Here is a 21,417-nt window from a genome sequence, read left to right on the forward strand (position 1 = left end):
GCAATCTCACTATATATTTTTATTGAAAAGTTTTGTGAACAGCTATACAATGAGTATGAGGAAGCTGTTTCCATGCTATTAGGAAGTAGGATGGGGAACTACTATAAATATACATTTTATACATGTAACGATTTTTTGGGAGGTAAAGTACACATGGCAAAGTATACCATTGTTGACAAAGAAACTTGTATCGCATGTGGTGCATGTGGTGCAGCTGCACCTGACATCTACGATTACGATGATGACGGAATCGCATTTGTAACACTTGATGATAACCAAGGAATTGTAGAAATTCCAGAAATATTAGAGGAAGACATGATCGATGCTTTTGAAGGTTGCCCAACGGATTCCATTAAGGTAGCCGACGAGCCATTCGACGGTGATCCACTAAAATTTGAATAGTCCTTATATTAAAAGAAGAACCCTTTCGTTTTAGGGTTCTTTTTTTATAATGGCAAAAAGCAGGCAATGCCTGCTTTTTGTCGTTCGTTTATCCGAGTGGAACTTCAATGCGTTCCCCTTTTTCAAATGTCATTAAGGTTTTGTAGCCTACACTTTTAGCTAGTTCAATTGCTTGATCAAAATCTGCTCCTACATCCTGTGGTCGATGTGCGTCTGATGACAAGACGATAGGAATGTTTTTGTTAAAGCACATTTGCAGTAGTCGAGGATCTGGATAAAGCTTTCCAATAGGCTTTCGTAATCCAGCTGTACTAATTTCAACGCATGTTTTTGAGTTCGCTAATGCGGTAGTTGCACGATCAAATTGATGCAGGAGAAACTCCTCATCTTCAGGAATATATTTAAAAATTTTGACTAGATCAATATGGCCGATAATATCAAATAGGTTTGATTCTGCCAATGTAATCACCTGATCATAATACTTTGTATATGTATCATGTAGATCCCTTTTATCCCATTCTTCACGGAACTCCGCAAGGTCAATTCCAAAATCGCCAACCCAATGAATGGAGCCAATTACATAATCAAAATCATAAGAAGAAATGAATTTTTCCATTTCTGCATGCTTTCCAGGTGTATAATCCATTTCAATTGACATCTTTACATCAATATTATTTTTCCAGGCAAGCTTAAATAAATCTACATAATCCTTCATGTCATAATATCTTCTTGCATCAACCCAAGGATTACTCAGAATATCTTTTGTCTGATAAAAATGATATGCGTGTTCAGAAATCCCAAAATGGTCAATTTTTTTTACCTTTGCTTCGTCAATAAACTTCATTAAATAGTCTAATTCAAGCGTTCCAAGCTCTAAATGATTGTGATAATCAGTTCGCATAACGAATCCCCCCAAAGTTTTTCTTATTATACATGAACTTGTCACTATAGGGGAATAGAAAAGCTCAAAATTATTTAGGATTTTTCGACAATTAAAATTTGATTTGGAAAAATTAAATCATCTGTTAACTGATTTAACATTTTGATTTCTTCAACTGATAAACCTACCCTATTCGCAATTACTGATAATGAATCCCCAGCCCTCACTGTATAGGTTTCAAGCTTTTTTGAAACTTCAACGCCCTCTTTTTCCAATTCCATTAATGTAGGAACTAGAATTTGTTCATCGGTTAGCATATAAAGAGGGTCAATCGCATTATTTCTAGAAGCATTCCATTCTCCATTATGTACTTCAAAATGTAAATGTGGACCTGTTGAATTGCCCGTACTACCGATATGACCAATTAATTGACCTTTTACGACCTTTTCTCCTTCTTGAACATTTCGCTTACTTAAATGTGCATACACTGTCTCATATCCATTAGGATGCTCAATAAAAACGACATGCCCATATGAACCCTTGTAATATGATTTTTTCACGATTCCTTCCTCAACCGTATATATGTGATCACCAAGTGGAGCAGCGATATCTAAGCCCTTGTGATTCCCCTGTCTCGTTCCGAATGTATCAGTGATTCTCCCTATGACTGGCCATGCCCATTCCTCTGTTGCGGTGTTACTAGGTAGTTCATGTGCGATGACATTACGTCCTCCCATAAAGAGTAATCCTGTACAAACTGCTAAAATAGCAACAATTGCAAATCGTTTACCAAACATTTTGATCCTCCTCAAAATATTGAACAAAGATACTATGAAAATGTGAACCCGTTATGTTTAGATTCAAGGACACCCCCTATCTAACATTTTCTCTATTTACTAAGCAAATAAGGGACACCCTTACATTATTTGAAAAATTTTCTTAAATTATGTAAATAAAGTAATACTTTTCATAACCAAGAAGGTCATGCTGCCTAGTTACACCTATCCAAATCATATATTTAAAGCAAAAAAAAAAGAGACAACTTCGTGTCTCTTATTGCAATTGAATTAGATTTGGTGCGAGTGGTACAGGTACCTGTTCCCCTATTCTCACATCACCAATTTGGTCAATATTTCCATAAAAAGTAACAGTCTCAAAATTAAACTCTTTAGCGGTTAGCATAATTGCATCTAGCATAAGGATATAATTATCTGTATTCTCTAAGTCCGAGTCATCACTAAAATGAATTTCTAAATTAGAACCATCTGCTTTAATTTGTTTAATTTCAGATATAATTGGTGGATGTAGGTTATAATCGCCTTGTTTAGCCTCCACTTTCATAGCTTCCAGTGCTTGTTCAATCGTATTAAAATCCTCATAAGTTAAAGCTAATATTTTGCGGTCTGAACTATCATTTATATAATACAGGTATGCCTTTTTGGTATCTTTTTCAACATCAATATAATTCTCAATGATACCCGTTTGCCCGATAGTAATTCCTTGTTGATTATTTTGGAAAAGTTCAACATGTTGATAGTCTTCTAACAAATAACGGAACGAACTAATTGTATGTGAAAATTCTGCAGCTTCAGCAGTAGCAAAAGACTCAGTATTAATTGAGTTATTTACGTCCACCCTTACAGCTTTTGAATTGTCTTTCGTTACAACTTCTGAAAAATCCTCAAAATATGAATTTGATATTTCGTCAATGCCCCATTCCTTGTTTTTACGAATAACTTCATTTACTCTTGGAACTGTCTTTTGCCATTGTTCAACAACATTTTCCCCGTTAGAATCGACGATTACCGAAACGACAGAAGGAAACATTACACCGCCCAAATACACACCATATGTTAGAAGGACTTCATTTTCCCCTACAGTTTTTACAGCGTAACTATTGCTTGGCTGTCCCTCAAATGAATATATTCCAGCCTCTTCATCTTGTTGTGGTTCCTCTTCTTTTTGCAATGTGCTAAATGATTCGTCCTTTGATGATGCTTCTCTATTCTCTGAATCCATAGTAATGTTTGTATTTTCTCTTGCCATTTGTGCTGAGTCGAAGCTTGAACTGTTCATATTATTAATGAAAGAAGGAGCTAAGATGAATAATAGAAGCGCTGCTGCTGCAGATGCAAGGGTAGGGACAAGCCACATTTTTCTCTTTTTCTTATTCATTTTAAGGGTTATATTTTGATAAATCTCTTGTGGCTTCCGTTTGTCTTTTACACCTGGCATTTGCGTAAGCATCTGCTCGAGTTGTTCATCACTCCACTTTGATTTTTTCATCATCTATCCCCTCCTTTACGCCTGATTCCTCCATATACTTCTTTAATACCTTTAGACCTCTGTGCTGAGTTGTCTTGACTTTACTCTCCGTCCACCCTAAAGCTTCAGCAGTCTCTGCAATCGAAAGTGATTGGATATATCGTAATATCAGTACCATACGCTGATCTGTTGTACAGTTTTCCAAGCAACGGTACATCATTTGAACTTGTTCATTTTGCAATGCTATTTCTTCCGGAAGTGGTGCAAAATCTTTTACCTCTTGACGACTCCAATCAAAGGAATCCATTATTCGCTGTTTCCACCCTTTTTGTTTCCGGAACGAATCAATCGCGACATGTCTTGCAATTGAAAACAACCATGTTTTTTCACTACTTTTTCCTTCGAATCTATCATATGATTTTAAAACTCTTATATAAACTTCCTGAACGAGATCTTCAGCTTGTTCACGATTTTTTACCATATAAAATAAGAAGGAGAAGACATCGTGATGATACTTTTCATATAGTTCCTCAAACAAGGAATCCATTTGCAAATCCTCCCGTTCATTTCATTAGTCGAATGTTTTATAAAAAAAGTTACACTCCCAATATAGTATGAATTAATAAAAAAAGGAAGAATATTTTGGTAATATTCTTCCTTACTTTGCAATTGTTACATTTTTTAAAAATAGTAATCTCAAGATTGGATATAGTATGAGAAAAAATACTCCGTTTCCAATTGCATGACTCATATCAAATGGTAATCCAGCTAAGTAATAGGCAAAGAACTTACCCGAGAATAAATAGAGAGGAATTGAGATGACAAAGCCATATAAGAAACCACAGAATACTGCATATATGGCTAATAATATGACAGGAATTCGATCTCGATACTTTCGTAATGCACCGCTGATTAACCCAATTATCCCCCATGCTATGATTTGGCCAATAGTCCATAAACCCATTCCCATTACAAGATTCGTTAATATAGAACCAAAAACAGCAACAATCACACCATAGATGGGACCCAAAAATAAGCTAGTTATCACGATAATCGCTGTCATAGGCTGAACATTCGGAAGGAATGTAAATGTAATACGACCTACAACGGACAATGCGATTAGCATCGATAAGAGCGTTAAGTTTTTAACGGATAAATTCATTATTCCCACTTATGGAGATCGAATTCGATCTTATCTTCAGGCTCTAATTTGTATTCATTAGCTCCTACCATAGCTTCTTCACCATTAACAGAATAAAACCATGATGTCTTTTCTTCTTCACTTCCTGCAACGCCATTAATGCTGGCAACAAAAGCACCATCGAATTGTGTTTCGACGTCAAAGTTTGCTTCCATGATGTCCATAACTGTAACTTCTTTTCCTGATTCAATTTTAATTTCTTTTTCTTCAATGATTTCTTCACCATTGTTTTTGGATATAACGACTGTAACAATCTCTGCTGCTTCTTCTTTATCTACAGTTTCAGCTTTGTTGTTGGAAGATTCATTTGTAGATGGGGCATTGCTGCATCCAAATAAAATTCCCAATGATAGTAAAGAAACTAATAGTTTTTTCATGTTTCTAGCTCCCCTTTTGTTAAAATATGTGTATGAATAAGTGTGTTATGCACCTAACATCGAATCAAATGCGCCTTGGCGTATTTGCGCCCGAGTTTTAGGCCCACAGGAAGTGGGTCATAAAGACGTTGCCACAGGATGTGGCGTTCTTAGTCTTTGATCTTACAGATCGAAAATTTCCTTTGAAAAGTCGTGTTATCCGCCGGAGGCTATTATTTTATTTCGCAGAAGTGTCTTGCTTCTGCGGAATAAAATAATAAAAGCTCACCCTTGGGGTGAGCTTTGAAGATATAACAGAAAAACAACAAAAAAGCATGGTGTTTTAACGCAAATTCCCGCACCCCGGAGAATTAAAAAAGGAATGAATTAGGCAGGTCTACTGACTTAAGCTTCTTCCTACTTTGAGTCCTTCCCATATGTTGAACAGCATTTGCCATCCAGTCATACAGTGGTTTTTCTCATTTCGTCCACTTTTACAGTTGCGGGGGCAGTTCTGGATTTACACCAGATTCCCTTTTAAGTCTTAGAGAGAATAAAGAAATATCTACATTCTCTGACACCTAAGATTCAATAAATATTTAATTTTCTATTTAACAATCCCTATATTACAAGAAGAGTTTTTATTTTACAAGGAAATTGTTTCTTATGGAACAAGAATCTTCGCCATGTTCTTTCAAATTATTCACTTTTTCGAGGGATTACGAATGTAAATGTCGTTCCTTCACCAAGCTTACTATGGACTGATATATTCCCGTTGTGTGCACTAACAATGTTTTTTACAATCGCAAGCCCTAAACCAGTACCAGATTTCCCTCTTGTTCTAGCCTTGTCCGCTTTATAGAAACGTTCAAATACAAAAGGTAAATCTTCTTCTGGAATACCAGAACCTGTATCTTTAATATCAACTTTTATTGAGGTTTCTTGACCAGTAACATGTACTTCAACCTGACCATTTTCATCGGTATGTCTAATCGCATTATCAATTAAGTTTGTAAAAACTTGCTCAATGCGATCAGAGTCTATATAAATTTCACCAATTTCGTCTACCTTTTTTGCAGTTAGAGTTATTTGATTATCCTTAGCTAAACCTTGAAATTTCCGAATCACACGATTAATAAGGGTATCGAAATCAACTTTTTCTTTATTTAAGGTAATATTCCCTGATTGCATTCTAGCTAAATCTAATAATTCGTTGACAAGTCGACCCATTCTTAATGACTCATCATAGATGACTTTGGTAATTTCCTTTCGCTCCTCCTCGGAGCTCGCTATGTCATCCATAATTGCTTCACTATAGCCCTGGAGCATTGCGATCGGAGTTCGCAGTTCGTGAGAAACATTTGCAATAAAATCTTCACGTAGCTTGTCCAAACGTCTTTCCTCCGTCATATCGCGAAGTACTGCAACGGCACCCCTTATATACGTCTGATTGTAAAGCGGACTCATTAAAATAACCCATGTTCTACCTTGAAGACTAATTTCAATAAATTGCTCCTTTTCAAATGTAACGGAACGTTGAAATAAATCCTTGACCTCTGGTGGAAGCTCCTGACCAACGTCCTGATACATACCTTGTTGGTAATACCAAGCTTGCAAAAAGCGTTCTGCAGGAGGGTTTGTTACCAATATCGTGCCATCACGATTTAAAGTGATAACTCCGTCCGCCATACTATTTAATATGCTTGCAAGTTGCTCTTTCTCCTGATTAAGGGCATTTATGTTATATTTCAACTGCCTCCCCATTTGGTTTAGTGCCATTCCTAAAGCGCCAATTTCGTCATGAGTTAGTATAGGAACCTTTGTATCAAATTTCCCTTTAGCTACTTCAGTAGCGGCTTCCCGCATTTTCCGTAACGGAGCTGTAATACGAGTTAATAGGAAGAAGGCAAAAACTGTGGTTAGGACAATTCCGATACCAGCAGCCAATATTATGAATTGAGTTGTATCCCTGGTAGTCTTTTGAACTACATCTAAGGATTGATAGAGAAAAACTGCACCCATCTGATCATTTTCGATGTGAAGTGGGGCACCAACCACAAATAGTTCTTGTCTTTGCTCTTGTGAAGTTTTTTCATTCTCTGTTAGTTTTATCTTTTTGCTTGCGTTTTGATCGTTTGTAATAACACGTTTAAGATCTGGGTCTTCTGTAATAACTGTAACGGGAATGTTGGGTACAGCCGCTCGATCTGGAGATACCCATAACGTGTTTTCGTCTGCTGCTATAATAACCTTTGTTTCATCATTCACAAGCTCCCACGCAAGGGTCCTAGCTACATTTTTATCCTCATGCTGCTCCATAATAACAGCAATATTAGCAGCAAGTTGAGTTAAACTTCTTTCAGCTTCTTGGATATGGTAATTCTCAAAATACTCCATGAAGAGTATTGTTAAAACAAATAACACAAAGGAAAACAGTAAAAGAATGGTTGCCCATAGTTTTCCTACTACACTTCTCCAAAATTTCATTCTTGGCCGACCTCAAATTTATAACCTACGCCCCATACAGTTACTATCATTTTTGCTGCATCCTGAGACACTTTATTTAACTTTTCACGCAAGCGTTTCACATGTGTATCTACAGTACGCAAATCACCAAAGAATTCGTAATGCCATACTTCTTTTAATAGTTGTTCACGGTCAAATACTTTGTCAGGTGATTTTGCTAAAAAGCATAAGAGTTCGTATTCCTTCGGTGTTAAGCCTACTTCCTTGCCATCTGCAAGCACACGGTGTGCATCATTATCAATTGTTAGATGAGGAAACACGATTACATCTTTAGCAGTTGTTTCAGTTTGAAGATAGGTTGTAAGTGAGGCCCTTCTTAGCAAAGCTTTTACTCGAAGAACAACTTCTCTTGGACTAAATGGCTTCACTATATAATCATCAGTACCGACTTCAAAGCCTTGCACGCGGTTTACTTCTTCTCCTTTTGCAGTAAGCATAATAATTGGAGTTGATTTTTTCTCACGCAAATCGCGGCATACCTCAATTCCGTCTTTTTCTGGCATCATGAGGTCTAATAGAATAAGGTCATAATCATTTTTCAAAGCCTTTTCTAAGGCAATATTTCCATTCTCCGCTTCTTCAATTACATAATTTTCTCTTTCTAAATACATTTTAAGTAAACGACGAATTCTTTCTTCATCATCGACAACTAAAATTTTCGCTTCATTTTCCATTTTCTTATTCCTCCATTTTCTTTCCGAAAGAATATTTCTCTACAACACTATCGTACATAAAAATTTCATAATTTGCTATAACATATATCACACTAGTTTATCCAATGAGAGAAAAGTCGATAATTCGCCACAATAAATGTTAGATAAAAAACCTTCATCACATGATGAAGGCTTCTTTTCTTATGCGTATGAGTGTAATCCAGCGATAACTAAATTTACAAATATAGTATTAAACATAATAATGAAGAATCCAACGACCGCAAGCCATGCAGATTTTTTACCATGCCAGCCTTTTGAAAGCCTCAAGTGTAAAAATGCTGCATAGAAGAGCCAAGTAATAAGTGCCCATACTTCTTTGGGATCCCAGCCCCAGAAGCGAGTCCATGCAATTTGCGCCCAAATCATTGCAAAAATTAACGCGCCTAACGTGAAAACTGGAAACCCAATTGCTACTGAACGGTAACCAATTTCATCCGTTAAGTCTAGGTTTAATTTTCTTGTTAAAGGCTGTAGAGCTGCACCTACTCGTTTACGTAAAATCAAACGAAGTAATCCATATAGTATAGATCCTGAAATTATTGACCAAAGTAATGTATTTACTTTTCTAGCACTTAATAAGGCAGGTAATTCAATCCCGCTAGAAAACTTGCCATCTGTTAGTAATTCGCCTTCATTAGGTACTACCAAAGCAGGTAATTTATATACCATCTCAGCTTCAACGCCGTCTTTATCGACCCATGAAAACACAGATTCATATTTCATAGCTCCAAATGCAGTTGAAATGGCTACAAATCCAACAACAACAACTAATGTATACATAACAAATTCTAACCAGAATGTTTCCTTGCTTTTAACAGACTGATCTACACCTTTTAAAAGATAAAGGATTCCTGCGACAAAACTTATTGAAAGAATTGCTTGCCCTAATGCCGCTGTTGTAACGTGAATGTGGAGCCAGTCACTTTGTAAAGCTGGAATTAATGGAGAGATTTCTCTTGAAAACATACTTCCATAAGCAATAACTAATAATGCAATCGGTAAAGTAAACAGTCCTAAAATACTTGTTTTATATATAAAGTAAATAATGATAAACGCTAGGACTAGCATCATACCGAAAAATGTAATAAATTCAAATAGGTTACTTACTGGTGCATGTCCTGCTGCAATCCATCTTGTAAAAAAATAGCCTAACTGTGCAGCAAATCCAATGATTGTAATAGAAATTCCGACATGGGACCAGCGGTTAAATCCATTTGAACTTTTTTTATCTCGAATCGCTCCACCAAATACAAATGTTGCCACAAGATAGAGAATAAAAGCAGCATATAGTAAATTTGAACTTAATTCAGCCATTTTTATCCCTCCTTACTTTCCTTATTTTTCGCATCAACTTGATCGATAGGTTCGGCGATTCCGGTATCGGCCAAAACATAACGAATTTCATTTTTCAAACCAAACCAGTTTTTATTTGTATGTCCTGCAACAATAACTTCATTATTTTTTCGCTGAATCCAGATCCGACGATGATGCCAGTATGATCCTTGAATAACACCAATCATAAAGATTGCACCACCCACAGCAAGTAACCATAAAGTAAAGTCTCTTCTAACTGTTAATCCAGATACATTCTTCATATCAATACCAGAAAAAGCCATTTTATACTTATTCTCACCCACAGGTTCGATATTTTGCTGAATAGCTACGAAACTGATTTCACCTTCTGGTTTATCCGGAGCATACATTTTAAATACGAATGCTGGGTTATTTGGAATCTTTGTTTTTGTGGCAGGCTCCCCTTCATCATTAAAATAGAAATCAGGGAAATAGCTTGCTAACTCGATTGAATATCCATTACCTAAATCATATTTATCTTGCGGATCTGTTAAGTTAATTGTAATTGAACCAAATTCCTGGTTCGTCTCTTTATCTACCATTGTAAAGGACATCGTGCTAAATTCATTTAATTTATAATCAACTTGGTAGACTGCATAATGGTCATGCTTTAATGGTTCATTTACTCGAATTTCATGAGATTTAACTTCTTTTAATTCTGGTTCCACCCCAGGAATAATTTCATCTGTTCGTTCGAATAAAGTAACATCTGTTTGATAGTTTTTAACTACCATTGCATTTCCGGCAAGTTCAATCGCTTCATCAAATACTTCTTTTTCTTTGCCCTTCTCGTAAACTTCTACAAGAAATCGTTCACTCTTTAAGTAATATTTCCCATCTGTTCCTGGAACACTTGCTGTTTCTCCCTCACGAAGCCAGAGTACTTCATCAATGTACATTCCAGGTACAAAACGGAGCATTGCACCAATAAGAAAAAGAATAAGTCCACAATGGTTTACATATGGCCCCCATCGAGAAAAACGACCCTTTTCGGCTAAAATATTCCCATTTTCTTCACGGACAGAATAATGTTTCTTCCTTAATTTATCCTTAACATTTTCAAAGTCCTTATCAATATTTTCAACAGTGTTTTTTCCATATACACGTTGTCTTTTTAGGAAGCTTTCATGACGTGTAACCCCCTGTTTTTTTAATGCTTTATACAGTGGTACTACACGGTCTATGCTACAAATAATTAAGGAAATACCAAGCATTGCAATTAGAATCATATACCACCAAGAACCATAAAGGTTGTGGAAACCTAACTGATAATATAATCTTCCAGTGATACCATACTCTTGTTCATAGAAATCTGCTGGATTCATCGCAGGAGGTATGTATAATTCTTGCGGATAAATTGTCCCTAATGCAGAAGCAATTAGAAGCACAACGATGATCCAAATCCCCACTTTTACAGAGGAAAAGAAATTCCATATTTTATCAACGATTGTTTTATTATAAGTTTGAGAGCGCCTTGCACTACCCTCATACCTCATATCAAGCAATGGCTTTTTCTCTTTTTCACCCTGTTTTTCTTCTTCGTTTTGGACAGGTTTACCACAAGCCTCACAAAAAATTGTACCATGTGGATTTACATGCCCACATTCGCATTTAACGTTTTCCATAAAAATAACTCCCTATGGCTTAATTTGCTCCATATAATCTCGTACCATCTTATTTGTCATCTCGCCCGTGATTATTTTCACAACTTCTCCATCTTTATCAATTAATAAAGTTGTTGGCAAGGGGTCAATTCCATAGGCATTTAACAACTGGTTTCCTTTATCGATTACAACAGGAAATGATAAGTCATACTTTTCAATAAAATTATTAACACTAAACTTCGGCTCACCAACATTGATTGCGATGACTTCAATACCTTGATTCTTATATTCCTGATAATGTGTATCAATATATGGGAATTCACGTTGACACGGTTCACACCAAGTACCCCAGAAGTTTAAGAACACACCTTTTTCCCCTCTATACTCCGACAAATGGTGTTCTTTCCCGTTCAAATCTGTTACGACAAAATCTGGTGCCTTATCCCCTACTGCAACTTTTTCCTTACTAGTAAAGAAATTGATATACAATGTATAAACGAGTGCAGCGCCGAGAAGTAATAATATGACGGTCCGCATAACTAATCGTCGCCTTTTCTTGTCCATTGAAATCTCCCTTTATGTTTGTTTTGATGTGTACTTCCTTTGCCATTATAGCACTTATTAATATAGCAACATTGCATACATTTTGAAGGTTATGTGACAATTGAGAACCATTATCGCCAATCAACGTTGCGCTAAATTTCATGAGATTTAAGAGAAAGCTAATTTTCCAAAAAAATTCATGTAATTTAGTCATGCTTTGTCTTATAAAATAGGCGAGTAAAGCTTCTTTGACCTGAACAAATCCATTCCCTACAAACGATTATTTTTCGTACTTGCTAAAGCTCTTAATTGTTTAACTTCATGTGGAAGCAGTTCTCTGAACTCACCAGTAGTTAAGCCGTTTAGTGTAAGGAAGCCAAACTTTTCTCTCTTAAGCTTCATTACTTGATGTCCAATCGCCTCAAACATTCTTTTAACCTGTCTGTTTCTTCCTTCATGAATGCTAATTTCGACAATTGAAGTTTGTTTACGCTTATCCATTGAAATAAGCTTCACTCTAGCAGGAGCCGTCTTACCATCTTCTAGCTTTATTCCTCTTTCTAATTGACGAAGCTTTTCTTTTGCTGGAATACCCTTAAGTTTCGCCACATAAACCTTCTCAATCTCATACTTAGGATGCATTAAAAGATTTGCAAACTCACCGTCATTCGTTAGTAAAAGCAATCCGGACGTATCATAATCGAGTCTTCCAACTGGATAAATACGTTCTTTTGTCTCTGGGAAAAAGTCCGTTACAACTTTTCTACCCTTATCATCACTTACACTAGATATCACAGAACGCGGTTTATAAAATAAAAAATAAACAGGCTCTTCTCTTTCAAGTGGAATGCCGCTTACCTCAATTTTATCGTTTGAGCCTACTTTAATCCCTAGCTCCTTTACAACCTTACCATTCACCTTAACATGTCCGGCAGCAATAAGTTCCTCAGCTTTTCTTCTTGATGCTACACCTGCATGTGCTATTACTTTCTGTAAACGTTCCATCTATGCTCACCCCTTAAACATCTTACTTGTTTCTTTGTGTTTTCACAAGATAAAAACATTCTCTAGTATGCCCAACCCAGAAGTTTCCTAAAAAAAAGAAAAACACGCTATTTTTACGTGTTTTTTAAGAACCAAATATTAAAGTAACTGCTATGATACTTACAATTATTCCTAATAAATCAGCTAGTAGACCAACTTTCAGCGCATCTCCCATTTTTTTAATTCCAACTGCTCCGAAATAGACTGTTAATACATAAAGGGTAGTATCCGTACTTCCTTGCATAATTGATGCAAGTCTACCAATAAAAGAATCCGGACCATATGTAGCAATAAGATCCGTTGTCATACCTAAAGCAGCTGTACCAGACATTGTCCTTATTAAAGCTAGTGGAGCAATTTCTGCTGGGAAGCCAACGAATTCTAGTGCAGGGCGAATTAAATTAATGAAAAAGTCCATTGCGCCTGAAGCTCTAAATATCGAAATTGCAACTAACATTCCAACTAAATACGGGATAATAGAAAAGGCAATTTTTATTCCTTCCTTACCACCCTCTACAAAAGTTTCATAGGTAGGGATTCTTTTTGCAGTTCCGTACAATAGTATGAATCCAATTATGCCAGGTATAAGCCAGAGTGACAAGGTGTTTATCATATTCATTTTTCAACGCCACCCTTCTTCACTCTTCGGTAATAAAAATAACGATCAATCAATATGGCACCTATAGCAGAAATAATAGTTACAACAAGAGTAGGCCCTACTATTTCAGTTGGATTTTCAGAATTATAGGTCATTCTAATTGCAATAACTGTTGTAGGTATGAGGGTTACACTCGCTGTATTAATTGCTAGAAAAGTTATCATTGAGCGGCTTGCTGACGTTTTTCCGCCATTTAGCTCCTTCAACTGCTCCATCGCTTTAATTCCCATGGGTGTTGCGGCATTGCCGAGTCCAAACATATTAGCAATCATATTTGAAAGCATATACCCCATTGCTGGATGTTGGACAGGAACCTCTGGGAATATTCGACTAACGAGAGGGCGGAATAATTTTGAAAGTTTTTCTAATAACCCTGCCTCTTGTGCAATTCTCATAAGTCCTAACCAAAAAACCAGGACACTAATTAGACCGATGCAAATAGTAACTGCTTCGGATGCTCCCTTAAAGATTGCTTCGTTTACCTCACTAATTGTTCCATTCACAATCGCAAAGATAATACCGATAATTGTCATCGCAACCCAAATGATATTAACCATGTCATCTAACCCCTAAAATTACTAGAAAAATACTTTTCAGTGTTTCCCAGAATGTTTCCTTGGACCTTTTCACATTGCCGTTATCAAAATAGATAGGCATCTCTTCAATTGTCTCATCACCAAGGTTCACCGTAATAGTCCCTACAATATCAGGAACTGTTTCTGGTTTACGCCACTCTTTTTCAGGTTCTAACAATGAAATATCGAGTTTAACATTTTTTCTCTCTTCCTCACTAAGAGGGTACATAAAGTCATGATCCACAAATACTTTCCCTTTATAAAAACGATTATCTGTTTGAACATCGCCTTCTTTGATGAGCTTCACTAAATCATACGTTTCAAAAGCTCTGTTAAACATATTCATGTGATCATTCCAGTCATCAGATGCATTAATCGTTACCGCTATTAAATCAATACCATCCTTTGTTGCAGTTGATACCAAGGTCCGTTTTGCACGCTTGGTATAGCCTGTTTTTCCACCTGTGCTATACGGGTAAAGCTTCGTAAGTAACTTGTTTTTATTTCTCCAAACACGATCCCATTTCTCAGTAGGATTAGGTGCACGGTGTACCTTTGTACCGGCAATCTCCCGATATTTTTCGTTCATCATCGCATATCTTGTTAATATGGCCATATCATAAGCAGATGAATAGTGATTCTCGTGGTCATCCAAGCCATGAGGATTTGCAAACTCTGTATTTTGCATACCAATTTCAGCAGCTTTTTGGTTCATCATAAAAACAAAGCCTTCCAAGCTACCACCCACATGCTCGGCGATAGCAACTGCAGAGTCATTTCCAGATCGTAACATCAATCCATAAACTAGATCCTCAAGCTTTATTTGTTCGTTTGGCTTTAAATATAATGAGGAGCCTTCTGTTCGTACAGCTTTATTACTCACCTTTACCATCTCGTCAAGTTTCCCTGATTCAATGGCTAAAATAGCTGTCATGATTTTTGTAATACTTGCGATTCTCATACGTTGATGAGCATTTTTTTCAAACAATATTCTACCAGACTCTTGCTCTATTAAGATCGCACCTTTTGCACTAACAGAAAGCGCGCTCGTTTTTTGAGGAACTAAGCCTAAGAGAACCATAACAGTGATGGTAAGTATAAAAATTCTTCTGCGAATTAATGTCATTCGATCCCCGTCCCTTTTGCTGTTTTGTAAAAGTGTATGCAGAACATGTCCAACTATATGAATAAAATATGTAAAACTAGAAAAACGGAGGGCACCTGGAGTTAGATAGTAAAATAGACACAAAAAAACTGACCAGCACAGGGTCAGCTTAGCAAATAAGTAACTAATACTGTTTCCATTGAAGTTTTGAAGCTTCCTTAAACCGATGTTCAACTTGATTCCAGTTGACGATATTCCACCAATTTTTCACATAATCTGCACGAACGTTTTTATATTGTAGATAATAAGCGTGCTCCCAAACGTCTAATACGAGTAAAGGAATCGTATCCCATTGTGTCATGAACTGATGACGTTCTGCTTGAAGGATTTCTAAGCGTCCTGCCCTTGGCGACCATACTAGAATCGCCCAACCGACTCCTTCGACCTTATTCGCAGCTTCACTGAAATGTCTCTTAAACACCTCAAAACTCCCAAAATCCCTATTAATCTGCCGAAGCAATTCTCGCCCTGGCATTCCTCCACCTTTTGGCTTCATCACTTCCCAAAATATCGTATGCAAATAGTGACCAGAACCATTAAAAGCAGCTTCTCTTTCCCAATGTTTTAATAAATCGTAATCACCTGTGTCGCGTGCTTTTTCCATCATTTTCTCCGCCTTATTTAAACCATCAACATAGCTTTTATGGTGTTTATCATGATGCAGTCTCATGATCTCTTTTGAAATATATGGCTCGAGCGCATCATAGTCATATGGGAGAGGTGGTAATGTATGTTGACCAATACCTACCCTTCTTACCTCTCCAAGCTCATCTTTTGACTGGTCGGTAAATCTTAATCCAGCATTATAAAGTTTCTCCACTTGCTCCTGCAACTCAAGCAAACTAGTAGGTGTTAAATTCTCTTCTATTGAATCTAAGAAAGATGAAAAATTTGATAAACAAGATTGCAGGTCTTCATTCCGTTCATTATCGAATTGACCTTTCAGCTTCAAAAACCATTGTTTCACTTCTTCTACATACTTTTCAGGGGTGCTCATCTTAATCCTCCCTAGGGTTTAATCGTCACTATCGTATGCGTGTAACCCAATTTCGTGACTTTAAGGGAGAAAATGTCTGTTTATGATTCACCACTTTTATCGTTTCTACATACAGATACATATAGAAATCAAGACAAACGCCTAATCAATAAAAATGACTTTCATTTAATTACATGGATATACATTATTAGGAGGTATAACGAATTGAACCATTCTTTTCAAGAGCAAGCTATATTTGAAACCCAATTTTGGATGCAAATTTTAGGTGACCACAGTCGATTTTTACACGATTCATTAGCACCTAGTGAAGAAGCGAAAATTTCCCAAACCAAACAATTTAAAAACAAATTTGACTATTTGTTAAATGCTGCACGTCAGCCTCTCTCTACAGTTCAACTAATTGCTATTATTAAAGAAGGTAGAATTGCAGGAGAACAGCTTCGCATTTTAAAGTTAGATATTATCAAAGAACAATTGGTTGGAAATGTAAAAATTAGCCTTACTCCTTCTTTTATCAATCATATGGTCAACGAATTAGATGAATGGCTTCGGGTATCCAGCTTCCTAGTAGAAGGAAAAAATGTACCACCAACTCATGCGCTTCATCACCACCTCATTTGGCTATTAGATGCTGCAGGTCACGCGGGTGGAATATCTTCAAATGTTGACCGAGTTGAAAAAGAATTACTCAAAAAAAGCGAGAAATTTGTTAAGGAATGGGAGGATTTTTACTTGAAAGCAGTAGAAATGGTTGGATTCTTACGTACCAATCAGTATGAATTTCCTGCCCTTTCCCGTTTTAACAATGATGTAGAATTAGAGATGAAAATTTTCAAAGGGTTTCTTGAAGAGTTAGAGGAGATGCAATTAAATAAAGAAATCCTAGGCGTCCTTACCCCACTAATGGCAGACCATATGGCAAGAGAAGAATGTTATTACTTAATTAAATTAGCCCAATCCGCAAAGGAAATCGATCAACCAAATTGTGATCCCACAAAGCCGCGCGTTCAAGAATAAAGAAAACCCCAATTGCTCGAAAGACTAGCAATTGGGGTCTGTTTTTATGGTTGTAAAAATTCCAGTGGTGATTTTACTTCATAGCTGTTTTTATGATGGAGATGTGTAAAAATTTCTTTCAATCTCTCAAATTGTATCTCTTTAAAATGTTCTTCAAATTGTTTTTGTTCATTGAGGTATACCCGTTTACGGTGACGGTACCCTGGGTTTTTAAGTAAACAAACTAATGCTACGAGATCCTTGAAATAAACTTCATTCGAATCAATTGTAAAAACTGGATCTTCAGCAAAAGGAGTAAATGATGTAAATTGTTCATCAAAATAACGTAAATATAGGACTTGTAAAGTTTTTTCTTCTCCATCTTCAACGAATGTGACTTCAGATTGATTAAAGAAGTCTTCAAAAGTATTTTTTAACGTTTTCTCAAGCTCAAATCCACTACATTTTTTAATTATCACAATTTCACCTCATCAGCCAGCATTTTCCACTTAGATATATCTTCATATTACCATAGTTAACTTATTTAAGGTGAATTAATTTGAATCTTCTATTGTTTCTTGAAATCTTTCAAAAAACAGGTCTGCTTCCTCTTGAACATATTCCTCATCTACTTTTTCAGGAAGTGGAGGTAGTTCTTTTAAAGTTTTTAATCCAAAATACTCTAAAAACTCCTTCGTTGTGCCATACAAAATAGCCCTCCCTGTTCCTTCAACACGTCCAACTTCCTTAATCAATGCCTTTGCCATTAAGGTTTGAATCGGTCTTTCCGTCTTCACTCCACGGATTTCTTCGACTTCTGCACGTGTAATCGGCTGACGATAAGCAATAATTGCTAGTGTTTCTAAGGCAGCCTGTGATAATGAAGAGGATGAAGGTGATTCTACTAGTTTTTTTAGATACACGGCATGTTCCTTTTTTGTTGTGAGTTGGTAGGTTCCAGCTACTTCAACTAGATTAATACCTCTGCCAGCTTGCTGATAATCATTTATTAATTCATTGATGATATCTAGAGCCGTACTCTCATTAATCTCTAAAACAAGTGCCATTTGTTTTAATGTCAAACCCTCATCACCGGCAGCAAAAAGAAGCCCTTCGATAACGGCTTTCCAATCTATTAATTTCATTACATAAAATCCCTTTCCATACTCGATATATAAATCTCTGAAAAATTGTTCTGTTGTTCAATTAACACAGCATTCTTTTTCATTAATTCAAGAAGCGCAAGGAATGTGACAACCATATGATTTTTATCATGGTATGGAAAAAGCTCTGTGAATTTCTTTTTTCCACGATACCCTTTTAATTCATGAATAATCTCTTCCATCCTTTTCTCGATGGGTATTTCTTGCCTTGTGATTCTTGTCGCTAATGGTCTCTGCAGTTTTTTACGTCGCATTAGCTTTTGAAAGGCTCCTAGCATGTCATAGATATTGACATCTAATGAATGATCGATTGTAACATCCTTCGTAAACTCACTTAAGTCACTTGGAGGTTTTGTAAATAACTGAGACCGTTCTTCTTCTAAATGTTTTAAGTCATCAGCAGCATTTTTATATTTGCGGTATTCAATCAAGCGATTCATTAAATCTTCACGTGGGTCTTCTTCAAATTCAAATTCTGAATTTTCGTCAATAAGCTCTTCTTCCTGCTTTGGAAGCAGCATTTTACTTTTAATTGCTAAAAGCGTAGCAGCCATGACAAGATATTCGCTTGCTATATCTAATTGTAATACTTTCATAGCATGTATATAAATTAAGTATTGTTCAGTAATTTCCGCTACTGGTATATCATAAATATCAATTTCTAATCGATTGATTAAATGTAAAAGAAGGTCTAACGGACCTTCAAAGGAGTCTATTTTTACGCTGTAATGTAATTCCTCGCTCATCTCACCAAAAAAACCCTTCATCACAATTTCAATTTAATTATTACGCCTAAGTGTATTTGCACCCAGAATTTTGGCCTACAGGAAGTGTGTCAAAAAGACGTAACCACATGAAGTGGCATTCTTTTTCTTTGAACTTTCTGGCCATAAAGCTTCCATTGAAACTCACATGTCTCCGCCTGAGGCTTTATCATTAACCAGCAGGAACCTCTGCTGATTCAAGTTAATTTTAACACAATAATTAGTATAGAACATAATTTGCATTCAAGCCATATCAGGTTTGTGGATATTTGTTCCAAATTTTTTCAAAAAAAATAGTGTTAATATGGACAATCGCCCACACATGAAGAAGTAAAAACCATACTATAACTGTGTAACCAAGAAAATTAAGGAGGTATTTTACATGGGTGACGGATATAACTTCGGAGGCGGATTTGCCTTAATCGTAGTATTATTTATTCTTTTAATTATTGTTGGTGCAGCTTGGTTCTAAGAAAAACTAAAATTTGACAATAAGGTGTTCGGCATTTTGCTGAGCACCTTATTTAGTCCATGTTATGGATGTGAAAATATGATAAACTACATATACATATTGATAAAGGAGTGTGTTAAGCCACTTGTACCCTCAAGCTTATATTGAATATCTAATTCACTTCCATTGTGACCGGGACTATTTTGAATGTCATGAAATATTAGAGGATCATTGGAAAAAAGACCCTGTTGCAGAAAGAAAGCAATATTGGGTCGGTTTAATTCAAATTGCAGTTTCCCTTTATCATCAACGGCGTGGAAATCATGCAGGTGCTTTACGAATGATGAAAAGTGCATTAACGATATGTAAAGCCCAAAAAACTGCCTTATCTCAGTTAGGCATACAAGTTGATAAGTTGATTGAAATATTACAAAAGAAATATCATGAAGTTGAAATCGGCGCACCCTATGAAAGTATTAACTTACCACTTAATGATCAAGTCCTTATAGAAACTTGTGGTTCCCAAGCTTTACAAATTGGGATACCTTGGGGGACCAAGAGTGACTTATCAAATATAGAATTGATCCATAAACATAGATTACGTGATAGAAGTGAAGTAATTGCTGAGAGACAAAAACAATTCATCAAAAAGCAAAAATTAAGGAACGAAAAATAAGAAGGACAGTCTTAGGACTGTCCTTCTTCGCATTTTTCATTCTCCGAGAAATCACATTTCTCAAAAAAGGCTGCGGTATGTTCATTTGGTCGTAACTCACGTTCTGGAAAATGCTCTTTAAGTGCCTTCACCATCTTTTTCCCAATGCCTTGGTATCGATGGGATGGATTGACACAGATATGTTGAATTTCTACAAGATTCCCGTCATGGATTGTTGTTCCGATAATTCCTACAATATCTTCTTCTTTCCACAAGAATAACTGCTGAGTGTCATCTTCATCATATTGCTTCATCGTTGCTTGCAGGTTCTTTAAGTCCTTTTCAGTCGGCATAAATGAAAGAAGCCCCATTGCGATTTTCTCATAATTCTTTTTATAACGAATTAACATATAAATCCCTCATTATCGAAAAAACTTTCCGAGTAGTATATTTTTTCAAACTGTCTACTACTTTTGGACTAACCTTATCACATTAATTAAGAGTACCATTTTCTATTCTTTTTTTCCATAGTCTTTTTGGAATACCCTTAAATTTAAATTATTACCAATATCTTGTAATTCTATACAAAAACTTATATATTATTCAAAAGAACGGGATAAATTCGCCATTTCAATTGCAGTTACCGCAGAATCCCATCCTTTATTTCCTGCTTTTGTTCCTGCTCTCTCGATTGCTTGTTCAATTGTATCTGTTGTTAAAACACCAAACATAACAGGTTTTCCAGTGGATAATGCAGTTGCAGCCAATCCTTTTGCTACTTCGTTACAAACATAATCATAGTGAGAAGTTGAACCTCTAATTACAGTACCTAACGCAATAACTGCATCATATTTGTTCGATTCAGCCATCTTTTTTGCGATTAACGGAAGTTCAAACGCTCCTGGAACCCATGCTATTTCAACATCTTCATCTGCAACTCCATGTCTTTTCAGTGCATCAAGTGATCCGCTTAGTAGCTTCGCTGTAATAAATTCATTAAAACGTGCAACTACTATCCCTACTCGTAAACCTGTACCAACTAAATGTCCTTCATAAATTTTATTCATCATGATCCTCCTATGTTATAAGTTATTTGTTCTATTTTA

The 21,417-nt window shown here is 36.2% G+C and carries 25 protein-coding genes and 1 riboswitch; of the genes, 4 read left to right on the forward strand and 21 right to left on the reverse strand.

Going from position 1 to position 21,417, the window contains the following annotated elements:
• Positions 1-153: 153 nt before the first annotated feature.
• Positions 154-402 (forward strand): 4Fe-4S domain-containing protein, encoded by a 249-nt coding sequence (locus ACR65M_RS03295; protein ID WP_077618638.1) that lies wholly within the window; start codon positions 154-156, stop codon positions 400-402.
• A gap of 88 nt (positions 403-490) precedes the next feature.
• On the opposite strand, the gene ACR65M_RS03300 is transcribed toward ACR65M_RS03295, so the two are convergent.
• The 16 genes from ACR65M_RS03300 to ACR65M_RS03375 all read right to left on the reverse strand — a co-directional run bounded on the left by ACR65M_RS03300 (position 491) and on the right by ACR65M_RS03375 (position 16,282).
• A complete protein-coding gene (locus tag ACR65M_RS03300; RefSeq protein WP_440272526.1) occupies positions 491-1,303 on the reverse strand; it encodes a histidinol-phosphatase in 813 nt (270 codons plus the stop codon).
• Positions 1,304-1,377: 74 nt separating this feature from the next.
• Entirely contained in the window at positions 1,378-2,079 is a 702-nt protein-coding gene (locus ACR65M_RS03305) for a peptidoglycan DD-metalloendopeptidase family protein (protein WP_341331009.1), read from the reverse strand.
• 256 nt (positions 2,080-2,335) lie between these two features.
• Positions 2,336-3,568, reverse strand: coding sequence for an RsiX family anti-sigma factor (locus ACR65M_RS03310; protein WP_440272527.1), 1,233 nt, complete (start codon positions 3,566-3,568; stop codon positions 2,336-2,338).
• Positions 3,546-4,094 (reverse strand): RNA polymerase sigma factor SigX, encoded by a 549-nt coding sequence (gene sigX / locus ACR65M_RS03315; protein ID WP_341331007.1) that lies wholly within the window; start codon positions 4,092-4,094, stop codon positions 3,546-3,548. Before sigX ends, ACR65M_RS03310 begins: the two co-directional genes overlap by 23 nt.
• 111 nt (positions 4,095-4,205) lie before the next feature.
• Positions 4,206-4,709 carry an ECF transporter S component gene (locus tag ACR65M_RS03320; RefSeq protein WP_341331006.1) on the reverse strand — a complete coding sequence of 168 codons (504 nt, stop codon included), beginning with the start codon at positions 4,707-4,709 and terminating at the stop codon, positions 4,206-4,208.
• Positions 4,709-5,125: a DUF4430 domain-containing protein gene (locus ACR65M_RS03325; protein WP_341331005.1), complete on the reverse strand. Its 417-nt coding sequence runs from the start codon at positions 5,123-5,125 to the stop codon at positions 4,709-4,711. Before ACR65M_RS03325 ends, ACR65M_RS03320 begins: the two co-directional genes overlap by 1 nt.
• 352 nt (positions 5,126-5,477) lie before the next feature.
• A riboswitch (cobalamin riboswitch) is annotated at positions 5,478-5,702 on the reverse strand.
• 101 nt (positions 5,703-5,803) lie between these two features.
• A complete protein-coding gene (locus ACR65M_RS03330) occupies positions 5,804-7,591 on the reverse strand; it encodes an ATP-binding protein (protein ID WP_341331004.1) in 1,788 nt (595 codons plus the stop codon).
• Complete coding sequence (locus ACR65M_RS03335; protein ID WP_341331003.1) at positions 7,588-8,304, reverse strand: response regulator transcription factor; 717 nt, start codon at positions 8,302-8,304, stop codon at positions 7,588-7,590. The genes ACR65M_RS03330 and ACR65M_RS03335 overlap by 4 nt, the downstream gene beginning before the upstream one ends.
• A 180-nt stretch (positions 8,305-8,484) precedes the next feature.
• Complete coding sequence (gene ccsB, locus ACR65M_RS03340; protein ID WP_341331002.1) at positions 8,485-9,657, reverse strand: c-type cytochrome biogenesis protein CcsB; 1,173 nt, start codon at positions 9,655-9,657, stop codon at positions 8,485-8,487.
• A 2-nt stretch (positions 9,658-9,659) separates the two neighbouring features.
• Complete coding sequence (locus tag ACR65M_RS03345) at positions 9,660-11,321, reverse strand: cytochrome c biogenesis ResB family protein (protein ID WP_341331001.1); 1,662 nt, start codon at positions 11,319-11,321, stop codon at positions 9,660-9,662.
• A 12-nt stretch (positions 11,322-11,333) separates the two neighbouring features.
• A complete protein-coding gene (resA, locus tag ACR65M_RS03350; RefSeq protein WP_341331000.1) occupies positions 11,334-11,864 on the reverse strand; it encodes a thiol-disulfide oxidoreductase ResA in 531 nt (176 codons plus the stop codon).
• A gap of 249 nt (positions 11,865-12,113) precedes the next feature.
• Entirely contained in the window at positions 12,114-12,848 is a 735-nt protein-coding gene (gene rluB, locus ACR65M_RS03355) for a 23S rRNA pseudouridine(2605) synthase RluB (protein WP_341330999.1), read from the reverse strand.
• A 124-nt stretch (positions 12,849-12,972) separates the two neighbouring features.
• Positions 12,973-13,506 carry a spore maturation protein gene (locus ACR65M_RS03360; protein WP_341330998.1) on the reverse strand — a complete coding sequence of 178 codons (534 nt, stop codon included), beginning with the start codon at positions 13,504-13,506 and terminating at the stop codon, positions 12,973-12,975.
• Positions 13,503-14,102 carry a nucleoside recognition domain-containing protein gene (locus tag ACR65M_RS03365; protein WP_341330997.1) on the reverse strand — a complete coding sequence of 200 codons (600 nt, stop codon included), beginning with the start codon at positions 14,100-14,102 and terminating at the stop codon, positions 13,503-13,505. Before ACR65M_RS03365 ends, ACR65M_RS03360 begins: the two co-directional genes overlap by 4 nt.
• Position 14,103: 1 nt before the next feature.
• Positions 14,104-15,246 carry a D-alanyl-D-alanine carboxypeptidase family protein gene (locus ACR65M_RS03370; RefSeq protein ID WP_341330996.1) on the reverse strand — a complete coding sequence of 381 codons (1,143 nt, stop codon included), beginning with the start codon at positions 15,244-15,246 and terminating at the stop codon, positions 14,104-14,106.
• A gap of 163 nt (positions 15,247-15,409) precedes the next feature.
• Positions 15,410-16,282, reverse strand: coding sequence for a superoxide dismutase (locus ACR65M_RS03375; RefSeq protein ID WP_341330995.1), 873 nt, complete (start codon positions 16,280-16,282; stop codon positions 15,410-15,412).
• A gap of 204 nt (positions 16,283-16,486) precedes the next feature.
• On the opposite strand from ACR65M_RS03375, the gene ACR65M_RS03380 reads away from it, so the two are divergent.
• Positions 16,487-17,299 carry a DUF2935 domain-containing protein gene (locus ACR65M_RS03380; RefSeq protein WP_341330994.1) on the forward strand — a complete coding sequence of 271 codons (813 nt, stop codon included), beginning with the start codon at positions 16,487-16,489 and terminating at the stop codon, positions 17,297-17,299.
• Between the two features lie 44 nt (positions 17,300-17,343).
• On the opposite strand, the gene ACR65M_RS03385 is transcribed toward ACR65M_RS03380, so the two are convergent.
• The 3 genes from ACR65M_RS03385 to ACR65M_RS03395 form a co-directional block, all read right to left on the reverse strand.
• On the reverse strand, positions 17,344-17,757 hold the full coding sequence (locus ACR65M_RS03385; RefSeq protein WP_341330993.1) for a hypothetical protein: 414 nt from the start codon (positions 17,755-17,757) through the stop codon (positions 17,344-17,346).
• A 75-nt stretch (positions 17,758-17,832) separates the two neighbouring features.
• Positions 17,833-18,423, reverse strand: coding sequence for an SMC-Scp complex subunit ScpB (scpB, locus tag ACR65M_RS03390; RefSeq protein ID WP_341330992.1), 591 nt, complete (start codon positions 18,421-18,423; stop codon positions 17,833-17,835).
• Complete coding sequence (locus ACR65M_RS03395; protein WP_099362702.1) at positions 18,423-19,187, reverse strand: segregation/condensation protein A; 765 nt, start codon at positions 19,185-19,187, stop codon at positions 18,423-18,425. The genes scpB and ACR65M_RS03395 overlap by 1 nt, the downstream gene beginning before the upstream one ends.
• A gap of 400 nt (positions 19,188-19,587) precedes the next feature.
• Here ACR65M_RS03395 and ACR65M_RS03400 point away from each other — a divergent pair, with 400 nt between their 5' ends.
• Positions 19,588-19,677: a YjcZ family sporulation protein gene (locus ACR65M_RS03400; protein ID WP_077618657.1), complete on the forward strand. Its 90-nt coding sequence runs from the start codon at positions 19,588-19,590 to the stop codon at positions 19,675-19,677.
• Positions 19,678-19,801: 124 nt separating this feature from the next.
• On the forward strand, positions 19,802-20,332 hold the full coding sequence (locus ACR65M_RS03405) for a DUF309 domain-containing protein (RefSeq protein WP_341333523.1): 531 nt from the start codon (positions 19,802-19,804) through the stop codon (positions 20,330-20,332).
• An 11-nt stretch (positions 20,333-20,343) separates the two neighbouring features.
• Here the strand turns inward: ACR65M_RS03405 and ACR65M_RS03410 are convergent, their stop codons facing one another.
• Both ACR65M_RS03410 and ribH read right to left on the reverse strand, forming a co-directional pair.
• A complete protein-coding gene (locus ACR65M_RS03410) occupies positions 20,344-20,721 on the reverse strand; it encodes a GNAT family N-acetyltransferase (protein WP_099351749.1) in 378 nt (125 codons plus the stop codon).
• Positions 20,722-20,910: 189 nt separating this feature from the next.
• Positions 20,911-21,378: a 6,7-dimethyl-8-ribityllumazine synthase gene (gene ribH / locus ACR65M_RS03415; RefSeq protein WP_099351750.1), complete on the reverse strand. Its 468-nt coding sequence runs from the start codon at positions 21,376-21,378 to the stop codon at positions 20,911-20,913.
• Positions 21,379-21,417 lie beyond the last annotated feature (39 nt).

The sequence above is a fragment of the Ferdinandcohnia sp. SAFN-114 genome, assembly GCF_059415045.1.

Bases quoted from the DNA above. Each gene is read 5' to 3' on its own strand.
- resA (WP_341331000.1), bottom strand. From the start codon at position 11,864: ATGGACAAGAAAAGGCGACGATTAGTTATGCGGACCGTCATATTATTA.
- ACR65M_RS03295 (WP_077618638.1), top strand. From the start codon at position 154: ATGGCAAAGTATACCATTGTTGACAAAGAAACTTGTATCGCATGTGGT.
- ACR65M_RS03365 (WP_341330997.1), bottom strand. From the start codon at position 14,102: ATGGTTAATATCATTTGGGTTGCGATGACAATTATCGGTATTATCTTT.
- ACR65M_RS03395 (WP_099362702.1), bottom strand. From the start codon at position 19,187: ATGAGCGAGGAATTACATTACAGCGTAAAAATAGACTCCTTTGAAGGT.
- ribH (WP_099351750.1), bottom strand. From the start codon at position 21,378: ATGAATAAAATTTATGAAGGACATTTAGTTGGTACAGGTTTACGAGTA.
- ACR65M_RS03300 (WP_440272526.1), bottom strand. From the start codon at position 1,303: ATGCGAACTGATTATCACAATCATTTAGAGCTTGGAACGCTTGAATTA.
- ACR65M_RS03375 (WP_341330995.1), bottom strand. From the start codon at position 16,282: ATGAGCACCCCTGAAAAGTATGTAGAAGAAGTGAAACAATGGTTTTTG.
- rluB (WP_341330999.1), bottom strand. From the start codon at position 12,848: ATGGAACGTTTACAGAAAGTAATAGCACATGCAGGTGTAGCATCAAGA.
- ACR65M_RS03320 (WP_341331006.1), bottom strand. From the start codon at position 4,709: ATGAATTTATCCGTTAAAAACTTAACGCTCTTATCGATGCTAATCGCA.
- ACR65M_RS03335 (WP_341331003.1), bottom strand. From the start codon at position 8,304: ATGGAAAATGAAGCGAAAATTTTAGTTGTCGATGATGAAGAAAGAATT.
- ACR65M_RS03370 (WP_341330996.1), bottom strand. From the start codon at position 15,246: ATGACATTAATTCGCAGAAGAATTTTTATACTTACCATCACTGTTATG.
- ACR65M_RS03305 (WP_341331009.1), bottom strand. From the start codon at position 2,079: ATGTTTGGTAAACGATTTGCAATTGTTGCTATTTTAGCAGTTTGTACA.
- ACR65M_RS03310 (WP_440272527.1), bottom strand. From the start codon at position 3,568: ATGAAAAAATCAAAGTGGAGTGATGAACAACTCGAGCAGATGCTTACG.
- ccsB (WP_341331002.1), bottom strand. From the start codon at position 9,657: ATGGCTGAATTAAGTTCAAATTTACTATATGCTGCTTTTATTCTCTAT.
- sigX (WP_341331007.1), bottom strand. From the start codon at position 4,094: ATGGATTCCTTGTTTGAGGAACTATATGAAAAGTATCATCACGATGTC.
- ACR65M_RS03360 (WP_341330998.1), bottom strand. From the start codon at position 13,506: ATGAATATGATAAACACCTTGTCACTCTGGCTTATACCTGGCATAATT.
- ACR65M_RS03325 (WP_341331005.1), bottom strand. From the start codon at position 5,125: ATGAAAAAACTATTAGTTTCTTTACTATCATTGGGAATTTTATTTGGA.
- ACR65M_RS03400 (WP_077618657.1), top strand. From the start codon at position 19,588: ATGGGTGACGGATATAACTTCGGAGGCGGATTTGCCTTAATCGTAGTA.
- scpB (WP_341330992.1), bottom strand. From the start codon at position 18,423: ATGAAATTAATAGATTGGAAAGCCGTTATCGAAGGGCTTCTTTTTGCT.
- ACR65M_RS03410 (WP_099351749.1), bottom strand. From the start codon at position 20,721: ATGTTAATTCGTTATAAAAAGAATTATGAGAAAATCGCAATGGGGCTT.
- ACR65M_RS03330 (WP_341331004.1), bottom strand. From the start codon at position 7,591: ATGAAATTTTGGAGAAGTGTAGTAGGAAAACTATGGGCAACCATTCTT.
- ACR65M_RS03345 (WP_341331001.1), bottom strand. From the start codon at position 11,321: ATGGAAAACGTTAAATGCGAATGTGGGCATGTAAATCCACATGGTACA.